This is a genomic window from Streptomyces diversicolor (assembly GCF_057537855.1).
In genome coordinates, this window is sequence record NZ_BAAJXA010000072.1 from 1 (window position 1) to 23,311 (window position 23,311).

The following is a 23,311-nucleotide window of genomic DNA, read 5'->3' on the forward strand; positions in this document are numbered from 1 at the left end:
TACAGCCAGTAGGCGAACATGTTCAGCCGCGGGAAGGCCACGTCCGGCGCGCCGATCTGCAGCGGCATGATCCAGTTCGCGAAGCCGGCGAACAGCGGCGTCGCGAACATCAGCAGCATGATCGTGCCGTGCATCGTGAACGCCTGGTTGAACTGCTCGTTCGACATGATCTGCAGACCAGGCCGGGCCAGCTCGGCGCGCATGATCAGCGCCATCACGCCGCCGATCAGGAAGAACGCGAACGACGTGACGAGGTACAGCGTCCCGATCGTCTTGTGGTCGGTGGTCGTCAGCCACTTCACCACGACGTTGCCGGGCTGCTTGCGCCTGACCGGCAGCTCGTTCTCGTACGAGTCTTCAGCTGCCGCGGCACCCTGGGGTTCGTTGAGGATGCTCACAGGTTTGTCGTCTCCCGGTTCTTCTCGTGGCTCGTCTGCGCGATGCCCGCGGGAATGTAACCGGTCTGCCCCTTCTTGGCGAGGTCCTTGAGGTGCTGCTCGTAGCGCTCGGGGGAGACGACCTTCACGTTGAACAGCATCCGGGAGTGGTCGACGCCGCAGAGTTCGGCGCACTTGCCGAGGAAGGTGCCCTCCTGATTGGGGGTCACCTGGAAGGCGTTCGTGTGGCCCGGGATGACGTCCTGCTTCATCAGGAACGGCACCACCCAGAACGAGTGGATGACGTCACGCGAGGTGAGGACGAAGCGGACCGTCTTGCCCTTCGGAAGCCACAGCGTCGGGCCCGGGTTGTTGGTCTGCGGGTTCCGGGTGCCCGGCGTACCGACGTCGTAGACACCGCCGGCGCTCGCCGGGAACTCGTCCTTGAACCGGCTCGGAATGGCTTCCAGGTTCTTGTCGGTCTTCGCGTCGCCGGTCGAACCGGGGACGCTCTCGATGTAGTTGAAGCCCCAGCTCCACTGGAAGCCGACCACGTTGACCGTGACGTCGGGCTTCTTCGAGAGGTCCAGGAGCTTCGTCTCGTCCCGGGCGGTGAAGTAGAAGAGCACCGAGATGATGATGATCGGGACCACCGTGTACAGGGCCTCGATCGGCATGTTGTACCGGGTCTGCGGAGGAACCTCGACCTTGGTCCGGCTGCGCCGGTGGAAGATCGCACTCCACAGGATCAGGCCCCACACCAGCACGCCGACGGCGAGCGCGGCAGCCCAGGAGCCCTGCCACAGCGAGAGGATCCGCGGAGCCTCTTCCGTGGTCGGGGTGGGCATACCAAGGCGGGGGAAGTCCTTGTATGTGCAACCGGTAGCGGTCGCCAGGACCAGGCCCGCGGTCATTGCCTGCAGCAGCTTCCGCCGCATCGGGCGCCGCGGCGAGCGGTCGGAGCCGTTGGGACTCACGTAGCGCCTTCCCGAGAGTCTCGCCCGCGCGGTTCGGCTGCGGCCTTCTCGCTGGTCGGTCGCCGCCCTGCGTCGGGCAGGGGTTTGGATGTTTATGCGGACCAAACCCTAGCCCACGCCCTCCGGGGGGTTGCGGGGAGGGGGCCCTTCGCGCCGCGGGTCGTGCCGGGGGCGTGTTGTGGCCGGCGGATGCCTTGGAGTTCGGGGTGCTGTGGTCTGGGGGCGCCCTTCAGCTCGGGGGTTCGGGTTGGTTGGCGGGTGCGGCTGCGTTGTGGCTTGTCGCGCAGTTCCCCGCGCCCCTTTGGGGTGGTGCTGTGGGTTTGTGGGTGCGGGAGGGGGGTGGCGCCTTGGGGCTCGGGGGTTCGGGTTGTTCGGCGGGTGCGGGGGCGTTGTGGCTTGGCGTGCAGTTCCTCGCGCCCCTTTGGGGCGAGGGTGTTGTTTAACGTTGCTGTATGGGTTTCTTCGATGCCGCTTCTGGGGTTCCTCTTCATCCTGTCGCTCGGCAGGCGTTGGTGGCCTCGTTGGATGAGGGGTGGGCCGATCCCGCGCGGCTGTACCGGGAGGGGCGGCGGGCGCGGATGCTGCTCGACGCCGCGCGGGAGACCGCGGCGGAGGCGGTGGGGTGCCGCCCCGACGAACTGGTGTTCACCTCGTCCGGGACCCGGGCCGTGCACACCGGTATCGCGGGGGCGCTGGCCGGGCGGCGGCGGACCGGTCGCCACCTGATCGTGTCAGCCGTCGAACACTCCTCGGTGCTGCACGCCGCCGAGGTCCACGAGCGGGACGGCGGCACGGTCACCCGAGTGGGGGTCGACCGATCGGGGGCGGTGGACCCGTCGGCGTACGCGGCCGCGCTGCGTCCCGAGACCGCGCTGGCCTGTCTGCAGTCGGCCAACCACGAGGTGGGCACGGTGCAGCCGGTGGCGGCGGTCGCCGAGGCGTGCCGGGCGGCCGGGGTGCCGCTGCTGGTGGACGCGGCCCAGTCGCTGGCGTGGGGGCCGGTCGAGGGCGGCTGGTCGCTGCTGACGGGCAGCGCCCACAAGTGGGGCGGGCCGCCCGGGGTGGGCCTGCTTGTGGTCCGTAAGGGCGTACGGTTCGCGGCCCAAGGACCCACGGACGAACGGGAGTCGGGCCGGGCGGCCGGGTTCGAGGACATTCCGGCGATCGTGGCCGCGGCGGCCTCGCTGCGGGCGGTGCGGGCCGAGGCCGCGCGGGAGGCGGTACGACTGCGGGATCTCACGGAGCGGATCAGGACCCGGGTGCCGGAGGCGGTGCCGGACACGGAGGTGGTCGGCGACGCGGACCGCCGGCTGCCCGGGATCGTCACGTTCTCCAGTCTCTACGTCGACGGCGAGACGCTGCTGCACGCGCTGGACGCGGAGGGCTTCTCCGTCTCGTCCGGCTCGTCGTGCACCAGCAGCACGCTGACGCCGAGCCATGTGCTGCGGGCGATGGGCGTGCTCAGCGAGGGGAACGTACGGGTGTCGCTGCCGCCGGGGACGGCGGAGGCGGAGGTCGAGCGGTTCCTGTCGGTGCTGCCGGGGGCGGTGGCGGGGGTGCGGGAGAAGTTCGGCGCGCCGGCGCCGCTGCCGGTGACGGAGCCCGCCCGGTCCGGGGCGCTCGTCGTGGACGCCCTCGGCAAGCGGTGCCCGATTCCGGTGATCGAGCTGGCGAAGGTCATCGGGGACGTGCCGGTGGGCGGCGAGGTGCGGGTGCTCGCGGACGACGAGGCGGCCCGGCTGGACATCCCCGCGTGGTGCGAGATGCGCGGGCAGGAGTACGTCGGCGAGGAACCGGCGGACCACGGCTCGGTCTATGTGGTCCGCCGGGCGGCCTGAGCGGGTCCAGTGAAGTCAGTCCGCTGCGGTTCGCCGGCGCCCCGAAGGGGCGCGGGGAACCGTGCGACCAGCCACGACGCTGCCGCACACGACCGGCGGCACAGCGCGGCGCATCCAGCGGAGCGCTTGGTCAAGCGAGGCGGCTCTGTACGTCGGCCGCCGCGTCATGGCCGTATGCCTTGGTGAAGCGGTCCATGAAGTGGGCGCGGCGCAGCTGGTACTCCTGGGTGCCGACCGTCTCGATGACGAGGGTGGCGAGCATGCAGCCGACCTGGGCGGCCCGCTCCAGGGAGACGCCCCAGGCGAGGCCGGACAGGAAGCCGGCGCGGAACGCGTCGCCCACGCCGGTGGGGTCGGCCTTGCGCTCCTCCTCCGGGCAGCCGACCTCGATCGGTTCGTCGCCGGCCCGCTCGATGCGGACGCCGCGGGCGCCGAGGGTGGTGACCCGGTGGCCGACCCTGTCCAGGATCTCCTGGTCGCTCCAGCCGGTCTTGGTCTCGATGAGGCCCTTCTCGTAGGCGTTGGAGAACAGGTACGTGGCGCCGTCCAGCAGTATCCGGATCTCGTCCCCGTCCATGCGGGCGATCTGCTGGGAGAAGTCGGCGGCGAACGGGATGCCCCGGGAGCGGCACTCCTCGGTGTGCCGGAGCATCGCCTCCGGGTCGTCCGCGCCGATCAGCACGAGGTCGAGGCCGCCGACCCGGTCGGCGACGGTCTTCAGCTCGATGAGCCGCGCCTCGCTCATCGCACCGGTGTAGAAGGAGCCGATCTGGTTGTGGTCGGCGTCGGTGGTGCACACGAACCGTGCGGTGTGCAGGGTCTCGGAGATGCGCACGGACTCCGTGTCCACGCCGTGCCGCTCCAGCCAGGCGCGGTAGTCGTCGAAGTCGGAACCCGCGGCACCGACCAGGATCGGCCGGGTGCCGAGCTGCCCCATGCCGAACGCGATGTTCGCGCCGACACCGCCCCTGCGGACGTCAAGGTTGTCGACCAGGAACGAGAGCGAGACGGTGTGCAGCTGTTCCGCGACGAGCTGGTCGGAGAAGCGACCCGGGAACGTCATGAGGTGGTCGGTGGCGATGGAGCCGGTGACTGCGATGCGCACGGCGAGGACTCTCCTGGAGGGAGGCGGTGTGAACAGTTCACGCTACCGGTTCGCACAGGGGGCTGAAGTCAACGAAAATGGCCAACAGCAGATCCTTCTTCGCCCCTCCGGCCTTTCTACGGTGCCCTCATGACGAACCTCAAGGTCCACTCCCCCGCCCCGGCCGACCTCGAAGGAGACCTGGCCTCGCTGCGCGGCGACTGCGCCCGGATGGCTCCGCGCTGGACGGTGCACCCGGACGCCGACGCCCGTCCGGTGCCGCCGTCGCTCATCCACGGGGTGACCGTCCCGCCGCGCTCCGCCCGGCTGCTGGACGCGATGTCGGACTACGGCGACTGAGCCGACCCCACGAGGGCGCGCGGCCGGTCCCGGCGCGCGCCCGTGGGAACCGCGCGCTCCCGTTCCGCGTCCCATCGCCGTCCCCTGGAAGGGGATGCGGGATACGACCCACCAAGGAGCGATGCGGTGAACACCGAGCGACCCGACAACCCCGACACCCCGGACCGGGACGACGAGGACGCGGCCGCGGGAACCGCCGGGAGGACCGCGCCGGAGAAGGAGACCGCGGAGAAGCAGGCGAGCGCGGAGGAGCAAGGGACCGCGGAGAAGCAGGCAAGCGCGGAGGAGCAGGGGAACGCGCGGGAGCAGGAGACCTCCGGCGCGGACACGGAAGGGACCGGGGAGAAGCCAGGGGCCGCGCGGGAGCAAGGGGCCGGGGAGAACCGGGAGACTCCGCAGGAGCAGGACACCACGCGGGAGCAGGGGAACGCGGGCGAGGGGCATGGCGTGCGGGCCGTGTGGGGTGGGCGGCGGCGGACTTCCGTGGTGGTGTCCGTCGCGGTGGCCGTGTTGCTGGCCGGGGGTGGCGGGGCCTATCTGGCCGCCACCGCGGGCGGCGCGGCGGACGGTGGTCCGGGCGCGGCGTCCGGTGCCGGCGGCGCTCCCCCGCGCCTCGCCCTGGACGGATACGCGGCGCCGTCGGCGGGCTCGTCGGCGTCGTCGGGCGGCACGAACGGGATCGCGCCCGGTGAGCCCGCTCCGTACGGCGTGACGTACGAGACGAGCGGCGCCCTGCCCGAAGGGCCCGGCTCGGCACCGGTGTACCGGCCCGCGGGCGAGGTCACCGCGGACGAGGTGGCCCGGCTGGCGGCGGCGCTCGGGGTGGACGGGAAGCCGGTGGCCGACGCGGCGGGCTGGCGGGTCGGCTCCGGGAAGGACGGCGCCGGGCCGAGCCTGCGGGTGGCCGGGCAGGCGCCGGGGAACTGGACCTTCCAGCGGTACGCACCCGGCACCGACAACTGCAAGGGCACCACCGTCTGCGCACAGGGCCCCGCCGACCCCGCCGCCGAGCCCGTGAGCGTGCCCGCGGCACAGCGGGCGGCGGCACCGGTCCTCAAGGCGCTCGGCCAGGACGACGCGAAGATCGACGCGAGCCAGGTGGTGGGCGCCCAGCGGATGGTGAACGCCGATCCGGTGGTCGGCGGCCTGCCCACGTACGGCTGGACGACCGGGCTGACCGTGAGCGGACAGGGCGACGTGGTGGCCGGCAGCGGGCTGCTGAAGGCGCCGGAGAAGGGCGACACCTATCCGGTGCTGAGCGCGCGGCGGACACTGGACCTGTTGAACGCGGCGCCCGGCACCGACCACCGTATGGGCATCGGCGGCTGCGCAGGCCCCGTGCCCCTGAAGGACCGGCTGGAGCAGCCGTGCGAGGCCGAGCCGCCGACGGCCGCGCCGCGACAGGGCACGGCGACCGTGAGCTCGGCGGTCTTCGGGCTGGCCGCGCACTCCGTCCGGGGGCGGCAGACGCTGGTGCCGTCCTGGCTGTTCGAGGTGCGGGGCGCGGGCGCGCGGGACACGTTCACGGTGACGTATCCGGCGGTGGACCCCGCGTACCTGGGCGCGGCGGGCCCGTCGGCGGCGCCGCCCGCGGAGTCGGGACCCGCGCCGAAGGCGCGGGACGTCACCGTGGACGGCTACACGGCCGACGACTCGAAGCTGACCGTGCGCTTCATGGGCGGTGTGTGCGCCGACTACACGGCGTCCGCCGAGGAGAGCGCGGACCGGGTGACGGTCACGGTGACGGAGAAGCCGTGGCCGGACAAGGTCTGCATCCTGATCGCCAAGGAGTACCGCAAGACCGTGTCGTTGGATGCGCCGCTGGGTGACCGAAGCGTGGTCGGGAAGGACGGCAAGCCGATCCCGGAGGCCGGGCGCGGAGCGCTGCCACGGCCGTGAGCGCGCTGTCGGTCGGCTTCCCCGCACCCCTGGGTGGGCCGGCCCTGAGGCATGACTGTGGAGTGGCGGTGGGGGCGGGGGCCGGGCGTCGTGGGTGCGGGTCATCTGGCCCGTACCGGTGCGTCGTGGCTGAGCGCGCGGTTCCCCGCGCCCCTGGGTGGGCCAGCCCCTGGGCGTGATGGTGACGTGGCGGTGGGTGTGGGTCGGGAGCACACACCGAGGCGGCGGCACCTCGCTCGGGGGGCCGCCGCCTTCGTGTGGCTCAGCTGAAGGAGTCGCCGCAGGCGCAGGAGCCGGTCGCGTTCGGGTTGTCGATCGTGAAGCCCTGCTTCTCGATCGTGTCCACGAAGTCGATGGTGGCGCCACCGAGGTACGGAGCGCTCATCCGGTCGGTGACGACCTTGACCCCGCCGAAGTCCTTCTCCACGTCCCCGTCGAGGGAGCGCTCGTCGAAGAAGAGCTGGTAGCGCAGGCCCGAGCAGCCGCCGGGCTGGACGGCCACGCGCAGCGCGAGATCGTCACGGCCTTCCTGGTCGAGCAGGGCCTTGACCTTGGACGCGGCGGCGTCGGTCAGGATGATGCCGTCGGTGACGGTGGTGGTCTCGTCCGATACGGACATCTACATCTCTCCCGGGTTGTACGGAGACTGCTTGCCGACGAGTGCAACCGGCGGGTCCGCGGATTCATTCCGGGCCGGGCATTCGCGTTGTCGCGTTTTTTCCTCTGGATTCATGCTCGCACACGCCCGTGCGCGCGGACAGCGGCCTGTGGATGACCCGGCCGGGATTCACGTCACATGGACGCTATCGCCATCGTCAAAGTGACGTGAAGCGGTTATGATAGATAGCGTCAGGTTGACGAAAAATAGAAAGGGTGCGTGTCGTGACCACCGCCCAGACCCCGGAACTCGACGTACAGCCGAGCCCCCTCGCCCTGCTGCTCCTCGGCCGTGAGGCCGACCCGAGGAGCGAACGCGGCGTCGAGTGTCCCGGCGAACTGCCCTCGCCCTCCGACCCCGACCTGGTCGAGCGCGCACGGGCGGCCAAGGAGAAGCTCGGGCACAAGGTCTTCGTGCTCGGCCACCACTACCAGCGCGACGAGGTCATCCAGTTCGCCGATGTCACGGGCGACTCCTTCAAGCTGGCCCGGGACGCGGCGGCCCGCCCGGAAGCCGAGTACATCGTCTTCTGCGGTGTGCACTTCATGGCGGAGTCCGCGGACATCCTGACCGGCGCCGACCAGAAGGTCGTGCTGCCCGACCTCGCCGCCGGCTGCTCCATGGCCGACATGGCCACCGCCGAACAGGTGGCGGAGTGCTGGGACGTGCTCACCGAGGCCGGGATCGCCGAGCGGGTCGTGCCCGTCTCGTACATGAACTCATCCGCCGACATCAAAGCCTTCACCGGGCGGCACGGCGGCACGATCTGCACGTCCTCGAACGCGCGGCGGGCCCTGGAGTGGGCCTTCCAGCAGGGCGAGAAGGTGCTCTTCCTGCCCGACCAGCACCTCGGCCGCAACACCGCGGTGCGGGAGCTGGGCATGTCCCTGGAGGACTGCGTCGTCTACAACCCGCACAAGCCGAACGGCGGGCTGACGGCTCAGGAACTGCGCGACGCGCGGATGATCCTGTGGCGCGGGCACTGCTCCGTGCACGGCCGCTTCAGCCTGGAGTCGGTCAACGAGGTGCGGGAACGGATACCGGGGGTCAATGTGCTGGTCCACCCGGAGTGCCGGCACGAGGTGGTGGCCGCGGCGGATCAGGTCGGCTCCACCGAGTACATCATCAAGGCACTTGAGGCCGCTCCCGCCGGGTCCAAGTGGGCCGTCGGTACGGAGCTGAATCTGGTGCGGCGGCTGGCGAACCGTTTCGCTCCGGAGGGCAAGGAGATTGTGTTCCTGGACCGTACGGTGTGCTTCTGCTCGACCATGAACCGGATCGATCTGCCGCATCTCGTGTGGGCGCTGGAGTCGCTTGCCGAGGGGAACCTTGTCAACCGCATCGAGGTGGATGAGGAGACGGAACGGTACGCGCGGCTTGCGTTGGACCGGATGCTGGCACTGCCGTAGGGCTTGGCCGGGGTGGGGGTGCGGGAGCGTGGACCGGTGCAGCGTTGTGGCTTGTCGCGCAGTTCCCCGCGCCCCTGAGTTGGCTGGCCCTGACCCGTGACTGTGGAGTGGCGGTGGGTTTGGGGGCTCAGCGCCGTGGGGGTGCGGGAGCGTGGACCGGTGCGGCAGCGTTGTGGCTTGTCGCGCAGTTCCCCGCGCCCCTGGGTGGGCTGGCCCTGAGGTGAGCTGGCCTGTGCGGGTGCGGTGTGGCTTGGCGCGCAGTTCCCCGACGTTTCGGTGGGGCTTGAATGTGCCGAGGCCCCGGTCGCCGGGGTGGGCGGGCCGGGGCTCGGCGTGTGTTTTATGGGTGGGTGGGGACTGGCCGCCGCGTAGCGGCTGGTCCCGCACCCGACCGAGGCGCTGCACCCCCGCGGGTCTAGACGCCCACCGGCTCCCGTACCTCTGGGGCCGCTCGCTTTGCCGCTCGTTTCTTTGCGCGGCGCTCCTTGCGGAGTTCGAGCATCGCGTACAGCGTCGGGACCAGCAGCAGCGTCAGCAGCGTCGACGTGATCAGACCGCCGATCACCACCACCGCGAGCGGCTGGGCGATGAAGCCGCCCTCGCCGGTGACGCCGAGCGCCATCGGCAGCAGGGCGAAGATCGTCGCCAGGGCCGTCATCAGGATCGGGCGGAGCCGGTGCCGGCCGCCCTCCACCACGGCCTCGACGACGCCGTACCCCTGCCGCCGGTACTGGTTGATCAGGTCGATCAGCACGATCGCGTTCGTCACCACGATGCCGATCAGCATCAGCATGCCGATCATCGCGGGGACGCCCATCGGCGTACCGGTGACGACGAGCAGACCGATGGCGCCGGTCGCCGCGAACGGGATGGACACCAGCAGGATCAGCGGCTGGGCCAGCGACCGGAACGTCGCCACCAGCAGCATGAAGACGATCGCGATCGCCGCGAGCATCGCCAGGCCCAGGTTCTTGAACGCGCTGTCCTGATCGGAGCTGACGCCGCCGATCTCCGCCGTCGCCCCCGCAGGGAGCTTCAGCGCGTTGATCTCGGACTGCAGCTTGGTGCTCACCGCACCGGTGTTGTCACCCGTCGGCCGCGCGGTGATGGTCGCCGCGCGCTGGCCGTCGATCCGGGTCATCGACACCGGGCCGTCCACCAGCTTCACCGCCGCGATGTCGCCGAGCTTGACCGCGCCCAGGTTCAGCGCGCGCAGCTGCGCCAGCGTCTCGGCCGGCTTGGCCGACCTGACCACGATGTCGCGTTCGGTGTCGTCCAGGGTGGCCTTGCCGGCCGTCGTGCCCTTGACCGCCTGGGCCACCGCGGCGCCCAGCGTCTGGTCGTTGAAGCCGGCCGTGGCCGCCTTCGCGTTCGCCTTGACGGAGATGCGCGGCACGCTCTGCGCCAGGTCGCTGGTCACGTCGGTGACGTGGTCGAGCCCGGCCACGGTCTTGCGCACCTGCTCCGCCGCCGTGCGCAGCACGTCCCCGTCGGCCGCCTTCACGACGACGCTCAGGTCCTGGCTGCCGAAGCCGTCACCGGCGGACACCGTGGTGGTGCCGATGCCCTTCAGCTCGGCCAGGCCGTCCTCGATGTGCGTCTGCACGTCGTCGTAGGACGCGGAGTCCTCCAGCATCACCTGGTACGACGCCTGGTTGGTGTCGGTGCCGCCGCCGAAGGCCGCCATGAAGCCGGACGAGCCGATCGTGACCTGGTAGTCCTTGACGCCCTTGGTGTCGCCGAGCAGCTTCTCCACCCGGCGGGCCTGCTCGTCGGTGGCCGCCAGGCTGGTGCCGGGCTTCAGCTCCTGCTTGATGCTGAGAACCTGCTGCTCGCCCTGGTCGAAGAAGTTCGTCTTCAGCAGCGGGGCCATGCCGAAGGTGCCGAGCAGCACCACCACGGCGATCACGACGCTGAGGAAGCGGCGGCGGGTGGCGAACCGCAGCACCGGGACGTAGAGGCGCTGGAGGCGGCTGTTCGCCTCCTTCTCCTCCGCCTGCCTGCGGGCCTGCTCCGCGTCCTCGGGGGTGCCCTTCGGCGCGCGCAGGAACCAGTACGACAGGACCGGGACGACCGTCAGCGACACCAGCAGGGACGCCAGCAGCGCGGCGGTCACCGTCAGGCTGAACGAGCCGAACAGGGCGCCCACCATGCCGCCGACCAGCCCGATCGGCAGGAAGACGGCGACCGTGGTGAGGGTGGAGGAGGTGACCGCGCCGGCCACCTCGCGGACGGCGCCCAGGATCGCCGCCTCGCGCTCCTCGCCGTAGCCGAGGTGCCGTTTGATGTTCTCCAGGACGACGATCGAGTCGTCGACGACCCGGCCGATCGCGATGGTCAGCGCGCCCAGCGTGAGCATGTTCAGGGACAGGTCGCGCGTCCACAGGACGATCAGGGCGAGGACGACCGAGAGCGGGATGCTCACCGCCGTCACCAGCGTCGAACGCACCGACGCCAGGAACACCAGGATGACGAGGACCGCGAAGAGCAGGCCCAGGGCGCCCTCGGTGGTCAGGCCCTTGATGGACTTCGAGACCGCCGGGCCCTGGTCGCTGACGACCGTGATCTCCGTACCGGAGCCGAGGTCCTTGCGCAGCTCGGGCAGCTTGTCCTTGACCGCGTTCGAGATGGAGACCGCGCTGCCGTCGTGGTCCATGGTGACGTTCACGGCGAGGCTCGGGCGGCCGTCGGTGCGGGTGATGGAGTCGGCCGGGGCCGGCTGCTCCTTGACCGTGGCCACGTCGCCGAGGCGGACCGGCTTGCCGCCGCCCTCCCCGGTGACCCTCAGGTCCTGGATCTGCGCGAGCGAGGTGAGGCCGCCGCCGACCTGGACGGTGCGGTTGGCGCCGCCCTCGTCGAAGGAACCGGCCGGGACGGTGGCGCCGCCCGCCTGGAGCGCCGGGACGAGGGCGGCGGGGGTGAGGCCCGCCTCGGCCAGCTTCTTGTCGTCGGGCGTCACGGTGACCTGGAGGTCCCGTACGCCGTCGACCTGGACCCGGCCGACGCCGTCGATGCCCTTCAGGTCCGGGACGACCGTCTTGTCGAGCTGGTCGGCGAGGGCCTGCTGGTCCTTGTCCGAGGTGACGGCGAGCACCACGGTCGGGATGTCGTCGGTGGACCCGGAGATGACCTGCGGGTCGACGCCGTCCGGGAGCTGGGCGCGTGCCCGGTTGACGGCCTGCTGGACGTCGGTGACGAGCCGCTTGGTGTCGTTGCCGTAGTCGAAGGACGCCATGATCACGGCGCTGCCCTCGCTGGCCGTGGAGGTGACGCCGGTGATGCCGTCGACGGCTTCGAGGTTGTCTTCGAGGGGTTCGATGACCTGCTTCTCGACGACGTCGGGGGACGCGCCCTGGTAGGGCGCGAGGACCGACACCATCGGCAGTTCGATGGTGGGCAGCAGCTGCTGCTTGATCTGCGGTATCGCGATCGCCCCGAAGACGATCGCGATGATGGACATCAGCCCGATCAGGGCCCGTTGCGCGAGGCTGAATCTGGACAGCCAGGACATGGGTCAGGGTCTCTCTTCTGTGAGCGGCAGAAGGGCGTGTGAGCGCCCACGTCACCACCCTGGTCCATGCGCGAGGGCCGATCCGTCGGCCCCAGGTCCATTTCCTTATCGGGGTCATACTCCGGCCGCAGTACGCCCGGGTGGAGGTCAGTCCATCCTTGGACGTACCAACCCCGACTCGTAGGCGATGACCACCAGCTGGGCGCGGTCCCGCGCACCGAGCTTGGCCATGGCCCGGTTCACATGGGTCTTCACGGTCAGCGGGCTGACCTCAAGGCGCTCGGCTATCTCGTCGTTGGAGTGGCCGCCGGCGACCTGGACCAGGACCTCGCGCTCCCGTCCGGTGAGCGCGTCGAGCCGGTCGGAGCGCGCGGGGTCGCGGCCGTCGTCCGCCGCGTCGCCTTGGGCGAGGAAGCGGGCGATCAGGCCCTTGGTGGCCGTCGGGGACAGCAGCGCCTCGCCGCCCGCCGCGACCCGGATCGCGGCGAGCAGTTCCTCCGGTTCGGAGCCCTTGCCGAGGAAGCCGGAGGCGCCCGCGCGCAGCGCCTGCACCACGTAGTCGTCGACCTCGAAGGTGGTCAGGATGACCACGCGGACATGGGCCAGGGTGGGATCGGCGCTGATCAGACGGGTGGCCTGAAGTCCGTCGGTGCCGGGCATCCGGATGTCCATGAGGACGACGTCCGCCCGCCGCTCCCGGGTCAGCCGCACCGCTTCCGCGCCGTCGGACGCCTCCCCCACCACCTCCATGTCGGGCTCGGAGTCGACGAGCACGCGGAAGGCGCTGCGCAGCAGTGCCTGGTCGTCGGCGAGCAGGACACGGATCGTCATGCGGGCTCCCCCGTGGCGGCGGTGCGGGTCTTGACGGGCAGGATCGCATGGACACGGAAGCCGCCCCCGTACCGGGGACCGGTGGTGAGGCTGCCGCCGAGGGCGGTGACCCGCTCCCGCATGCCGAGCAGCCCGTGCCCGCCGCCGGCCGTGGCACCGTCCACCGCCGTGCCGTCGTCGAGGACGGTGACCTCGACGAGCGGGCCCACCCGTACGACGCTGACCTCGGCGCTGGCGTCCGGGCCCGCGTGCTTCTGCACGTTCGTCAGGGCCTCCTGGATGATCCGGTAGGCGGCCAGGTCCACGGCGGCGGGCAGGGCCTCGCCCTGGTCGGCGTGGGCGACCTCCACCGGGAGGCCGGCGTTGCGGAAGGTACCGGCGAGTTCATCGAGGCGGCTGAGGCCGGGGGCGGGCTCCGTGGGGGCCTCGGGGTCCCCGGTCTGGCGCAGCAGGCCCACGGTGGCGCGGAGTTCGTTGAGCGCGGACCGGCTGGCCTCCCGCACATGGGCCAGGGCCTCCTTCGCCTGGTCCGGGCGCTTGTCCATGACATGGGCGGCGACCCCGGCCTGCACATTGACCAGGGCGATGTGGTGGGCGACGACGTCATGCAGATCGCGGGCGATGCGCAGGCGTTCCTCGGCGACGCGGCGCCGGGCCTCCTCCTCGCGGGTGCGTTCGGCCCGGTCCGCGCGTTCCCGGATGGCCCGGACCACGGCACGGCGGCTGCGGACCGCGTCGCCCGCGGTGGCGCCGATGCCGGTCCAGGCGATGATCGCCAGGTTCTCCTGGGCGTACCAGGGCAGCGGGCCTGCCAGCATGGCAGCGCCCATCAGCACGGTCATGGTGAGCAGGCCGACGCGCAAGGTGGTGGCGCGGTCGGTGGTCGCGGCGACCGTGTAGAGCGCGATCACGGCACACATCGCGACCGGGGCGCGCGGGTCTCCGGTGACGCTCTCCACCAGGGAGGCGGTGCCGGTGACGGCGAGGACCGCCTTGGGGGCGCTGCGCCGGAAGACGAGGGCGGCGGCGCCGAGGGTCATCAGGACGAGGCTGAGCGGGTCGGGGGTGCGGACGCCCCAGCTGACGCCGTGCTCTGCGCCGGGGTCGGCGAAGGAGCCGACCACCATGCACACCAGGGCGCCTGCGGCGATGGCCGTGTCCAGCGCGAAGGGGTGGGCCGTGAGCCGGCACCGGGCGCGTTGCAGTCTGCTCACGTGGTGCAGGGTAGCCCTGCGTGGCCCTGCGGGGCTGGGGCGGATCAGCGCCGTGGGGGTGCGGGGGTGTGGACCGGTGCGGGTGCGTTGTGGTTGAGCGCGCAGTTCCCCGCGCCCCTGGGTGGGCTGGCCCTGCCCATTGCCCCAGAGGTCACGGGGTTGCGGTGCGGGGCCTGTGCGGGTGTGGGGGCTGAGCGCGCAGTTCCCCGCGCCCCTTGGACTTGGTTGGCTGGGGTGGGGGTCAGTCTGGGATTAGGCCGTTGGATTTCAGGAGGGCTTGGACCTGGTCCAGGGTTGCGTCGGGGGACGGGAGGATGAGGTCGGACGGTTGCAGGGAGTCGTCGGGTACTGGTTCGCCCAGGTCGTGGACCCTGTCGAGGAGGGCCTGGAGGGTGCGGCGGAAGCCGGGGCCGTCGCCGTTCTCCATCTCGGCCAGGAGTTCGTCGTCCAGCTTGTTCAGCTCGGCGAGGTGGCCGTCCGCCAGCCTCACCTGTCCCTCCCCCATGATCCGTACGATCATGTCCGCCACCTCGCCCTCCTGGCCGTCGGCGCTACTGCTTCCCTACTGCTTGTCGAAGCGCGGAGTGTCCCGCGGCTGCTGCTGGGACTGCTGCTGCTGACCCGTGCCGCCCTCGATCGCCTGCTGGGGCGAGCCCGAGGCCAGCTCCGCCTTCATGCGCTGGAGTTCCAGCTCCACATCCGTACCCCCGGAGAGGCGGTCCAGCTCGGCCTGGATGTCGTCCTTGGCCATGCCGGAGGGGTCGTCCAGGGCACCCGAGGCCAGCAGTTCGTCGATCGCGCCGGCCCGCGCCTGGAGCTGGGCGGTCTTGTCCTCGGCCCGCTGGATGGCCAGGCCGACGTCGCCCATCTCCTCGGAGATGCCGGTGAACGCCTCGCCGATCCGGGTCTGGGCCTGGGCCGCGGTGTACGTCGCCTTGATCGTCTCCTTCTTGGTGCGGAAGGCGTCGACCTTGGCCTGGAGGCGCTGTGCGGCCAGGGTGAGCTTCTCCTCCTCGCCCTGGAGCGTCGCGTGCTGCGTCTCAAGGTCCGTCACCTGCTGCTGGAGCGCCGCGCGGCGGGACAGCGCCTCACGGGCCAGGTCCTCACGGCCCAGCGCGAGCGCCTTGCGGCCCTGGTCCTCCAGCTTGGAGGACTGCTGCTGCAACTGGTTCAGCTGGAGTTCCAGCCGCTTGCGCGAGGTCGCCACGTCGGCGACGCCGCGGCGGACCTTCTGGAGCAGTTCCAGCTGCTTCTGGTACGAGTAATCGAGGGTTTCGCGCGGGTCCTCGGCCCGGTCAAGGGCCTTGTTCGCCTTCGCGCGGAAGATCATCCCCATACGCTTCATGACACCGCTCATGGGCTTCGCGCGCCCCCTTCTGACGGACTCCAGCTCACAGATCTGCAACAGAACCCACAGTACGGGCCCTGCCTCCATTACCGCACTGTTCGGGGACGGATGCGCTCATCCCCAAGGACGACTGCGTACGCTCCCGGTCCGGCGTAGGGAGTAGGTGGCCCCCCTGGTGGCCTCCCGGGTGACCGCCGGATGAACCGTGCGCAACGTCCCCTCTGTCCCCTTACAGACGACTGGTGTTGCCGGATCGTTCCCCGCCTGGCTGGGGCCCACTCCTCGCCACCCCGTACCCTTGGGTTTCGTGTTCCGTAGCCGTGCCAAGGAAGAGAAGGCCCCGTCCGCCGCCAAGGCGACGGTGACCGACTCCAAGCAGCCCCGCGACCCGCAGGCCCCCAAGGGCCGCCCCACCCCGAAACGGAGTGAGGCGCAGTCCCAGCGCCGCAGCGTCGCCAATACGCCGATGACGCGCAAGGACGCCGCCAAGCGGCAGCGCGACGAGCGCCGTGCCCAGTTGGAGCGGCAGCGTCAGGCGCTGGCCGGCGGCGACGAGCGCTATCTGCCGGCCCGGGACAAGGGGCCGGTCCGCAAGTTCGCACGGGACTGGGTGGACTCGCGCTTCAACATCGCGGAGTTCTTCCTGCCGCTGGCCGTGGTGATCCTGGTGCTGAGCGTGGTGCGGGTGCCCGCGCTGCAGAGCATCGCGCTGCTGCTGTGGCTGGTCGTGATCGTGCTGATCGTGCTCGACTCGCTCCTCAGCGGCTTCCGGCTGCGCAAGCGGCTCGGCGAACGCTTCCCCGATCAGAACCGCCGGGGTGCCGTCGCCTACGCGCTGATGCGCTCCCTGCAGATGCGCCGGCTGCGGCTGCCCAAGCCCCAGGTCAAGCGTGGAGAGCGGCCCTGAGCGCAGCTTCTTTCCCCGAGGACGCGGCGCAGGCCCGGCCGGGCTCGGTCGGGCCGCGTGCTGTCGTACGGCAGGAGCTGGTGGCCCGCCAGCTCGACGAGCAGATAGTCGGGCGGTTCCCGGTCGGGCAGCGGCTGCGGGTGCTCGACGTGGGGATGGGGCGGGGCGCGCGGGCGCTGCGGCTGGCCCGGGCCGGTCATCAGGTGACCGGTGTCGAGCAGGAACCGGCGCTGATCTCGACGGCCCGCGAGGCGCTGACCGCGGAGCCCGAGGGGATCCGGGAGCGGCTGCGGATCGTGCAGGGGGACGGCCGGGACACGGGAGTGCACTTTCTGCCGGGCAGCTTCGACGTGGTGCTGTGCCACGAGGTGCTGACGCGTGTCGAGGAGCCTGACCCGCTGCTGGCGGGTCTTGCCCGGATGCTCGCGCCGGGCGGTCTGCTGTCGCTGGTGGTGCACAACGGGGACGCGCCGGCGATGCGGCCGGGGCTCGCCGGGGACTGGGCGGCGGCGCTCGCCGCGTTCGACGCCGCGTCCCGGCCGTCGTCCCGCGGGGACGGGGAGGCGGGGCCCGCGGACCGGCCGGGCCCGGAGGTACGGGCCGACCGGTTGACCGCGCTGACCGCGACGCTGGCCGGGATCGGGGCGCCGCTGCACGCCTGGTACGGGGTCGGGGTCTTCACGGACACGGACACGGACGCGATCCCGGGGCCGGACGACGCGGACCCGGCCACGGTCACCCCACCGCAGCTCGCAGCCGAGGAACGGGCCGGCCGAACAGACCCGTACCGCGGAGTGGCAGCACTACTACACCTATGCGGCGTAAGAGGCTGACACACCCCCCACCAGCACCTCACCATCACACCCCAGCACCAGCCCACCAGGGGCGCGGGGAACTGCGCGACAAGCCACACCCCCCCCCCCCGCACACGCCCACACCACCCAGACCCCCACGGCGCCCCCACAGCCCACAGCACCCCATAACCACACCCCAGGGCCGGCCCACCCAGGGGCGCGGGGAACTGCGCGCTCAACCACAACCCACCCGCACACGCACAGCCCACCCGCACCCCCTTTCGGCCGCGCTCCGCAGGACCCCCGCTGAGGCCCCCAGCGAGACTCAGGCCATGGACGCTTCCCGTCGTACCCCTGCCTCGCGGGCCGTCGCCCACCTCGTCGCGCTCGCATGGTCCGCCGTACTCGTCACCGGCTGCACCGACTCCGATCCGCGGGCCGAACGGGCCGCGACCACCGCGCCGGCGGCGGTCCCGCTGAGCGGCAACAGCCTGCAGAGCGACTACCAGCGGGTGATCAAGGACGTACTGCCGTCGGTGGTGCAGATCCGCGGCACCCGGGACCTGGGCTCGGGGGTGGTGTACGACGACAACGGGCACATCGTCACCAACGCGCACGTGGTGGGCACCGAGAAGACCTTCCGGGTGACCATCGCCAACAGCGAGACACCGCTGACCGCCCGGCTCGTCTACTCCTACCCGGAGCAGGACCTCGCGGTCGTCAAGCTGGACCAGGTACCCGAGGGGCTGAGGGCGGCGCGGTTCGGGGACTCCGACAAGGTGGAGGTCGGGCAGATCGTGCTCGCTATGGGCTCGCCGCTCGGGCTGTCGTCCAGCGTGACGCAGGGCATCGTGTCGGCGACCGGACGGACCGTCAGCGAGGGCGGCTCGGGCGGTGGCACGGGGGCCACCATCGCGAACATGGTGCAGACGTCGGCGGCGATCAACCCGGGCAACAGCGGGGGCGCGCTGGTCAACCTCGACGGGCAGGTCATCGGCATCCCGACGCTCGCCGCCGCCGACCCCGCCCTCGGGGGCAGCGCGGCGCCCGGCATCGGGTTCGCCATCCCGGCGTCGATGGTGAAGACGGTCGCCGAGCAGATCGTCAAGCAGGGCCGGGTCACCGACTCGGGGCGGGCGGCGCTCGGCATCACCGCGCGGGATGTCGTGGACGACGCCTTCCAGCCGGCCGGGGTCGCCGTGGTCGAGGTGACCGGCGGGGGCGCCGCCGACAAGGCGGGTATCCGGCCGGGGGACGTCATCACCCGGCTCGGCGGCACCGTCATCACCACGATCACCTCGCTCTCCGAGGCGCTGGCGGCGAACCGGCCGGGGCAGCGGACGACGGTGACGTTCACCCGCGACGGCACCGAGCAGACGGTGAACGTGACGCTGGGCGAGCAGTGAGCGAACGGCGGCCATGACACCGCGCCGGCCGTGCGCAGACGGGCCGCCGTGACGCCGCGCGGGCAGTGAGCGAACGGCGGCCATGACACCGCGCCGGCCGTGCGCGGGCGAGCCGTCGTGACGGCGCGCGGGCAGTGTGCGGACGGCGGCATGTGTCGCCGGGCGTGCGGTGCGTACGGGGTGGCCGCACGGGCGGCCACCCCGGCCGGGGCCGGTTACGCGTCGGCGGCGTGCAGGCTCATCGGCCCGTAGATCTCCGTGCCGTCCTCGAACAGCCACACCTGGTCGGCGCCGCCCGCGAGCAGGTCCTTCCAGTGCTCGCCGATCCAGGACTCGGCGTCACCCTGCGTGGTGAACTCCTCGGGCTGCACCGCCGGCTGGACCTCCGTCCCGTCGGCCTTCTCGAACCGCCACGTCCATGCCGCCATGTACGCCTCCTGATGTCAGCACATGCAGAGCAGAGCCGGAGCCGGATCCTGGTCCGGCTCCGGCCCGCAGCCTAAGCGCTCCGCTGGAAATGCCGCGATATGCCGTCGGTCGTCCGCGGCGCCGTTGTGGCTGGTCGCGCAGTTCCCCGCGCCCCTTCGGGGCGCAGCGGACTTCACTGGACCTGCTGAGGTCGGATGCGCGAGACCTGCGGCGGCAGGTGAAAATCGGTCCGTGGACGTGACTGTGCTCGGTACCGGAGCCCCGGCGGGGCTGCCCCGCCCCGACTGTCCCTGCGCGGCGTGTGCGACGGCGCTCGGCGGTGACGCGCGGGCGGCCACCGCGGTGCTCGTGGACGGCGTGCTGCTGCTCGACCTGACACCGGGCGTGGCATGGGCCGTGGCGCGGGCGGGGCATGCGCTGAGCGGCGTACGGCAGGTCCTGCTGTCGCATCCGCACGACGGGCCCGCGGTGGAGGTGCCGGCCGGGCTGCCGCAGCCCGTACGGGTGCCGGACGGACGGGAGTTGACGCTGCTGACGGGGCATCGGGTGCGGGCGCTGGCGATGGACGCGGGCGGCACCGGGTACGCGGTGACCGGGCCGGGCGGGCAGCGGCTGCTGTATCTGCCGCCGGGCAGTGCGCCTGCGGGCCTTGCGCGGGGCGCGGAGCCGGCGGCGGCGTACGACCTGGTGCTCCTGGACGTCGTGGGGCGGCCGGACGCGCTGGCCAGGCTGCGCGCGGTGGGCGCGGCCGGGCCGAGGACGGACGTGGTCGCCGTGCACCTGGACCACGACGTGCCGCCGGGCGCCGAGGCAGGCCGGCGGCTGGCCGCGGCGGGCGCCCGCGCGGTGCCGGACGGGACGACGCTGACGGTGGGGAGCCCTCAGGACGCCTCGGCGGTGTCGGCGGGGCGGCCCGCGGGGCCGGGCGTGCCGCGCAGGACGCTGGTTCTCGGCGGGGCGCGCTCCGGGAAGTCGGTGGAGGCCGAGCGGCGGCTGGAGTCCTTCCCGGACGTGCTGTACGTGGCCACGGGCGGCTCCCGCAACGGGGACACCGAGTGGGCCGCCCGGGTGGCGGCGCACCGGGAGCGGCGCCCCGGGTCCTGGCGCACGGCGGAGACCTGCGATCTCGTACCGCTGCTCGCGAAGGACGGGCCGCCGCTGCTGATCGACTGCCTGTCGCTGTGGCTGACCGACGCGATGGACGCGGTCGGGGCGTGGGACGACGCCGAGTGGGCGTCCGGCGGTGAGCGGGCCCTGCGGGAGCGGGTACGGGAGTTGACGGCGGCGGTGCGGGCCACGCGGCGCACGCTCGTCGCCGTGTCCAACGAGGTGGGGTCCGGGATCGTGCCCGCGACGGCGTCCGGGCGCCGCTACCGGGACGAACTGGGCCGGTTGAACGCGGCGTTCGCGGGCGAGTGCGAGCAGGTGCTGCTGGTGGTGGCCGGCCAGGCGCTGGTGCTGCGCGGCTGAGACCGGGTGCGGGCCCGGGTGCGCGGGCCCCGGGCGCGGCCCTGCCGCGTCGGCCGGTGCCTCGTCAGGCGGTCTCCTTGCGGGCGATGACGCGGTACGCGTTCGAGAAGCGGGTGCGGCGCAGCAGCGGGGCCAGGCCGCGGTCCAGGGCGACCGCCGCGGCCACCAGCGGGACGGTCGCCCGGAGCAGGCGTCCGGGCAGGGTGTGGGCGAGGACGAGGGTCAGGGCGGCGGACAGGTCGTAGGGGGTGTGCGCGGCGCGGCGGTCGGTCGCGACGATGGTGCAGCCTCGGGCCCGGAGTTCCGTACGGAGGTTGTCCAGCGGCATCAGGTGGGCGTGGCGGGGCTGGCCGTGCGGGAGCCACCACTTGCCGAGCAGGGCGGCGAATCCGCTGGCCGGGTCCGGGACGTCGAGGACGAGGTGGCCGCCGGGGCGCAGGACGGTCAGGGCGGCACGGAGTTCGTCGCGCGGGTCGGGCGCGTGCTCCAGGTGGTGGAACATGCTGACCACGTCGTAGCGGGCGCGCAGGCGATCGGTGAGGTGCGGATCGGCCAGCCGGCCGACGTACGCCTCCTCGATCCGGCCCGCCGCGCGGGCCCTGAGCACCCGCGGGGTGCTGTCGAGGCCGTCGAACGCCGTGTAGGGGAACAGATCGCGGGCGGCTTCCGGGAAGCGGGCGTGGCCGGTGCCGACGTCCAGCCAGCTCTCCGGTTCGGGGAAGCCGGGGCAGCGGAGCAGGGCCTGGGCCGCGGCGCGGTGGCGGCGGGCCGAGCGCACGCGGTCCACGAGCGGCTGCACCTGCGCGTCGGCGAACTCCCGCTGGTGGAAGGCGAGTCCCTGCGGGGTAAGGCGCGGGTTCTGGAAGACGTGGGCGCAGTCGTGACACTCCTCGACGACGAAGACGCCCGGCGCGCGGTGGCGCAGATCGGGCGCGCGCAGCCGGGTACGCAGACGCCGCGAGCCGCACCAGGGACAGTCCGGCCGCCGCGGATCATGAAAGGCCGCGGCACCACGAGGCACAGGAACCACGGATGCCTCCGCCGGATGGGCAGCGGGCTCCGGCGGAGGCGAGGGGGACTTGGCCGAGGAGGCAGCGGACTCGATGCGCGCGGAGGGCGCGGCTTGCGCGTGCGGCTCGGTCCTGGTGGGCGGTTGCGCCGGTTCTGCCGAAGCTGCCGGTTCCGCTGACTCTGCCGGTTCTTCCGGCGTCGCCGGTTCCGTCGGGGTCGCCGGTTGTGCCGGCGTCGCAGGTTGTACCGGCGTCGCAGGGGTCGGCCCTGGGGGCGTCGGGGTGGGTGGCTCGGGCTGGTTGGACGGCTCCGGTCGCATGCGCGCCTCCCTGTACGACAATCCGCTGCAAAACGGAACGTATGGGATAGCGATCTTGCGTGCAAAGACGCTGCGCGCATGCGGTGCCGACGTGGCGCGGAACCGACGCGGAACCGTTCGTTCGGTGCCGGTACTGTTCGGCGAATGAGCTCGCTGAATCTCGACGACTTCACGGATCTGATCGAGCGCCCGGACGGCGGTGTGCGCCGTGACGCAGAGGCCCGCCGGGAACGTCTGGTCGTGCCGCCCGGATCCCTGGGGCGCCTCGACGACCTGGGTGAGTGGCTGTCCGCCGCGCAGGGCGCCGTACCGGTACGGCCGGTCGAACGCCCGGGGGTCGTTCTCTTCGCCGGCGACCACGGAGTCGCCGGGCTCGGGGTCTCCGCGCGGCCCGCGGGCAGCGCGGGGGAACTGGTGCGCGCGGTCCTGGAGGGCGGCAGCCCGGTGTCGGTGCTCGCCCGGCGGCTCGGGGTGCCGGTGCGGGTGGTGGACATGGCGCTGGACTGCGCGCCGGACGCCTTCCCGAAGGACGTCGTACGGCACCGGGTGCGGCGCGGCAGCGGCCGGATCGACATCGAGGACGCGCTGACCCTTGAGGAGGCAGAGGCCGCGTTCCGCGCGGGGATCGCGGTGGCCGACGAGGAGGCCGACTCCGGTACGGACGTGGTGGTGCTCGGCGATGTGAGCGTGGGCGGGACCACCGCGGCGGCCGTGCTCGTCGCCGCGCTGTGCGGGACCGACGCGTCCGTGGTGACCGGCCGGGGCGGCCTGCCCATCGACGACCTCGCCTGGATGCGCAAGTGCGCAGCGATCCGGGACGCGCTGCGGCGTGCGCGGCCGGTGCTCGGGGACCAGATGCAGCTGCTGGCGACCGTGGGCGGGGCCGATCTCGCGGCGATGACCGGGTTCCTGTTGCAGTGCGCGGTGCGGAAGCTGCCGGTGATCCTGGACGGGGTCGTGGCGGCCGCGTGCGCGCTGGTCGGGCAGCGGATCGCCTTCCGGGCGCCGGACTGGTGGCTGGCCGGGCACGACAGCGGGGAGCCGGGGCAGGCGAAGGCACTGGACCGGATGGCCCTGGAGCCGCTGCTGAAGCAGGGGGTCACGGTCGGCGAGGGAGCCGGGGCGCTGCTGGCCCTGCCCCTGGTCCAGGCGGCGGCGGCGCTGGCCGCGGAACTCCCCGAGAAGCCGGCGGACGAGCCGCAGAACCCCGACGAGGACCGCCCCGAGCCGGCCACCCCGGCAGACGAGGACCGCCCCGAGCAGGCCACCCCGGCAGACGAGGACCGCCCCGAGCAGGCCGCCCCGGCACAGGAGTGACCCCGACAGCCCCCGGACACCGACGGAAGCCAGCCCCTGCCTGCACCAACACCCTCCGCCGCAGCACCCACACCGACGAGACCGGCGGCAGAGGAAGGGCCATGGCAGCCGGGTCGCCCCCTGTGGCGGGCGGAGGGGTGTGGGAGTGGGGG

Annotated in this window: 20 protein-coding genes; 9 read left to right on the forward strand and 11 right to left on the reverse strand. The window is 72.3% G+C overall.

What is annotated here, in order from left to right; all coding sequences use genetic code 11:
- Together AC27LF_RS43350 and ctaC are read right to left on the reverse strand one after the other, a co-directional pair.
- Positions 1 to 398 (reverse strand): cbb3-type cytochrome c oxidase subunit I (locus AC27LF_RS43350; protein WP_487231299.1); only part of this gene is annotated, 398 nt, incomplete at its 3' end.
- Positions 395 to 1,354 carry an aa3-type cytochrome oxidase subunit II gene (gene ctaC, locus AC27LF_RS43355; RefSeq protein ID WP_388715256.1) on the reverse strand — a complete coding sequence of 320 codons (960 nt, stop codon included), beginning with the start codon at positions 1,352 to 1,354 and terminating at the stop codon, positions 395 to 397. The genes AC27LF_RS43350 and ctaC, both read right to left, overlap by 4 nt.
- 452 nt (positions 1,355 to 1,806) lie before the next feature.
- Here ctaC and AC27LF_RS43360 point away from each other — a divergent pair, with 452 nt between their 5' ends.
- Positions 1,807 to 3,192: a cysteine desulfurase/sulfurtransferase TusA family protein gene (locus AC27LF_RS43360; RefSeq protein WP_479662007.1), complete on the forward strand. Its 1,386-nt coding sequence runs from the start codon at positions 1,807 to 1,809 to the stop codon at positions 3,190 to 3,192.
- A gap of 130 nt (positions 3,193 to 3,322) precedes the next feature.
- Here AC27LF_RS43360 and AC27LF_RS43365 read toward each other — a convergent pair whose 3' ends face one another.
- A complete protein-coding gene (locus tag AC27LF_RS43365; protein WP_479662008.1) occupies positions 3,323 to 4,297 on the reverse strand; it encodes a carbohydrate kinase family protein in 975 nt (324 codons plus the stop codon).
- Positions 4,298 to 4,426: 129 nt separating this feature from the next.
- On the opposite strand from AC27LF_RS43365, the gene AC27LF_RS43370 reads away from it, so the two are divergent.
- Entirely contained in the window at positions 4,427 to 4,636 is a 210-nt protein-coding gene (locus AC27LF_RS43370) for a hypothetical protein (RefSeq protein ID WP_479662009.1), read from the forward strand.
- 126 nt (positions 4,637 to 4,762) lie between these two features.
- The gene (locus tag AC27LF_RS43375) at positions 4,763 to 6,535 is read left to right on the forward strand and encodes a hypothetical protein (protein ID WP_479662010.1); all 1,773 of its coding nucleotides are present in this window, start codon (positions 4,763 to 4,765) and stop codon (positions 6,533 to 6,535) included.
- Positions 6,536 to 6,797: 262 nt separating this feature from the next.
- Here the strand turns inward: AC27LF_RS43375 and AC27LF_RS43380 are convergent, their stop codons facing one another.
- Positions 6,798 to 7,154, reverse strand: coding sequence for a HesB/IscA family protein (locus AC27LF_RS43380; protein WP_006135694.1), 357 nt, complete (start codon positions 7,152 to 7,154; stop codon positions 6,798 to 6,800).
- A gap of 263 nt (positions 7,155 to 7,417) precedes the next feature.
- Here AC27LF_RS43380 and nadA point away from each other — a divergent pair, with 263 nt between their 5' ends.
- The gene (gene nadA, locus AC27LF_RS43385; protein WP_479662011.1) at positions 7,418 to 8,602 is read left to right on the forward strand and encodes a quinolinate synthase NadA; all 1,185 of its coding nucleotides are present in this window, start codon (positions 7,418 to 7,420) and stop codon (positions 8,600 to 8,602) included.
- A gap of 415 nt (positions 8,603 to 9,017) precedes the next feature.
- Here nadA and AC27LF_RS43390 read toward each other — a convergent pair whose 3' ends face one another.
- From AC27LF_RS43390 to AC27LF_RS43410, 5 genes are all read right to left on the reverse strand, one after another.
- Positions 9,018 to 12,113, reverse strand: coding sequence for an efflux RND transporter permease subunit (locus AC27LF_RS43390; RefSeq protein ID WP_479662012.1), 3,096 nt, complete (start codon positions 12,111 to 12,113; stop codon positions 9,018 to 9,020).
- Positions 12,114 to 12,260: 147 nt separating this feature from the next.
- Positions 12,261 to 12,944 carry a response regulator gene (locus AC27LF_RS43395; protein WP_479662013.1) on the reverse strand — a complete coding sequence of 228 codons (684 nt, stop codon included), beginning with the start codon at positions 12,942 to 12,944 and terminating at the stop codon, positions 12,261 to 12,263.
- Positions 12,941 to 14,158, reverse strand: a complete 1,218-nt coding sequence (locus AC27LF_RS43400; RefSeq protein ID WP_479662014.1) for a sensor histidine kinase — start codon at positions 14,156 to 14,158, stop codon at positions 12,941 to 12,943. The genes AC27LF_RS43395 and AC27LF_RS43400 overlap by 4 nt, the downstream gene beginning before the upstream one ends.
- Before the next feature lie 241 nt (positions 14,159 to 14,399).
- On the reverse strand, positions 14,400 to 14,678 hold the full coding sequence (gene pspAA / locus AC27LF_RS43405; protein ID WP_479662026.1) for a PspA-associated protein PspAA: 279 nt from the start codon (positions 14,676 to 14,678) through the stop codon (positions 14,400 to 14,402).
- A gap of 42 nt (positions 14,679 to 14,720) precedes the next feature.
- Positions 14,721 to 15,515: a PspA/IM30 family protein gene (locus AC27LF_RS43410; protein ID WP_479662015.1), complete on the reverse strand. Its 795-nt coding sequence runs from the start codon at positions 15,513 to 15,515 to the stop codon at positions 14,721 to 14,723.
- A gap of 259 nt (positions 15,516 to 15,774) precedes the next feature.
- On the opposite strand from AC27LF_RS43410, the gene AC27LF_RS43415 reads away from it, so the two are divergent.
- The 3 genes from AC27LF_RS43415 to AC27LF_RS43425 all read left to right on the forward strand — a co-directional run bounded on the left by AC27LF_RS43415 (position 15,775) and on the right by AC27LF_RS43425 (position 18,613).
- Entirely contained in the window at positions 15,775 to 16,413 is a 639-nt protein-coding gene (locus AC27LF_RS43415) for a DUF3043 domain-containing protein (RefSeq protein WP_479662027.1), read from the forward strand.
- Positions 16,414 to 16,493: 80 nt separating this feature from the next.
- A complete protein-coding gene (locus tag AC27LF_RS43420) occupies positions 16,494 to 17,246 on the forward strand; it encodes a class I SAM-dependent methyltransferase (RefSeq protein WP_479662016.1) in 753 nt (250 codons plus the stop codon).
- Between the two features lie 293 nt (positions 17,247 to 17,539).
- Positions 17,540 to 18,613: a S1C family serine protease gene (locus AC27LF_RS43425; RefSeq protein WP_479662017.1), complete on the forward strand. Its 1,074-nt coding sequence runs from the start codon at positions 17,540 to 17,542 to the stop codon at positions 18,611 to 18,613.
- A gap of 215 nt (positions 18,614 to 18,828) precedes the next feature.
- Here the strand turns inward: AC27LF_RS43425 and AC27LF_RS43430 are convergent, their stop codons facing one another.
- Positions 18,829 to 19,041: a hypothetical protein gene (locus AC27LF_RS43430; protein WP_351728400.1), complete on the reverse strand. Its 213-nt coding sequence runs from the start codon at positions 19,039 to 19,041 to the stop codon at positions 18,829 to 18,831.
- A 232-nt stretch (positions 19,042 to 19,273) separates the two neighbouring features.
- Between AC27LF_RS43430 and AC27LF_RS43435 the strand changes: the two genes are divergently transcribed.
- Positions 19,274 to 20,512 (forward strand): bifunctional adenosylcobinamide kinase/adenosylcobinamide-phosphate guanylyltransferase, encoded by a 1,239-nt coding sequence (locus tag AC27LF_RS43435; RefSeq protein ID WP_479662018.1) that lies wholly within the window; start codon positions 19,274 to 19,276, stop codon positions 20,510 to 20,512.
- 64 nt (positions 20,513 to 20,576) lie between these two features.
- Here the strand turns inward: AC27LF_RS43435 and AC27LF_RS43440 are convergent, their stop codons facing one another.
- On the reverse strand, positions 20,577 to 21,542 hold the full coding sequence (locus AC27LF_RS43440) for a class I SAM-dependent methyltransferase (RefSeq protein WP_479662019.1): 966 nt from the start codon (positions 21,540 to 21,542) through the stop codon (positions 20,577 to 20,579).
- Between the two features lie 444 nt (positions 21,543 to 21,986).
- On the opposite strand from AC27LF_RS43440, the gene cobT reads away from it, so the two are divergent.
- The gene (gene cobT / locus AC27LF_RS43445; protein ID WP_479662020.1) at positions 21,987 to 23,159 is read left to right on the forward strand and encodes a nicotinate-nucleotide--dimethylbenzimidazole phosphoribosyltransferase; all 1,173 of its coding nucleotides are present in this window, start codon (positions 21,987 to 21,989) and stop codon (positions 23,157 to 23,159) included.
- Positions 23,160 to 23,311: the final 152 nt, after the last annotated feature.

Coding starts and splice junctions, on each gene's coding strand:
- AC27LF_RS43360 (WP_479662007.1), top strand. CDS start 1,807: ATGGGTTTCTTCGATGCCGCTTCTGGGGTTCCTCTTCATCCTGTCGCT.
- AC27LF_RS43370 (WP_479662009.1), top strand. CDS start 4,427: ATGACGAACCTCAAGGTCCACTCCCCCGCCCCGGCCGACCTCGAAGGA.
- AC27LF_RS43380 (WP_006135694.1), bottom strand. CDS start 7,154: ATGTCCGTATCGGACGAGACCACCACCGTCACCGACGGCATCATCCTG.
- AC27LF_RS43390 (WP_479662012.1), bottom strand. CDS start 12,113: ATGTCCTGGCTGTCCAGATTCAGCCTCGCGCAACGGGCCCTGATCGGG.
- AC27LF_RS43395 (WP_479662013.1), bottom strand. CDS start 12,944: ATGACGATCCGTGTCCTGCTCGCCGACGACCAGGCACTGCTGCGCAGC.
- pspAA (WP_479662026.1), bottom strand. CDS start 14,678: ATGATCGTACGGATCATGGGGGAGGGACAGGTGAGGCTGGCGGACGGC.
- AC27LF_RS43410 (WP_479662015.1), bottom strand. CDS start 15,515: ATGAGCGGTGTCATGAAGCGTATGGGGATGATCTTCCGCGCGAAGGCG.
- AC27LF_RS43425 (WP_479662017.1), top strand. CDS start 17,540: ATGGACGCTTCCCGTCGTACCCCTGCCTCGCGGGCCGTCGCCCACCTC.
- AC27LF_RS43430 (WP_351728400.1), bottom strand. CDS start 19,041: ATGGCGGCATGGACGTGGCGGTTCGAGAAGGCCGACGGGACGGAGGTC.
- cobT (WP_479662020.1), top strand. CDS start 21,987: ATGAGCTCGCTGAATCTCGACGACTTCACGGATCTGATCGAGCGCCCG.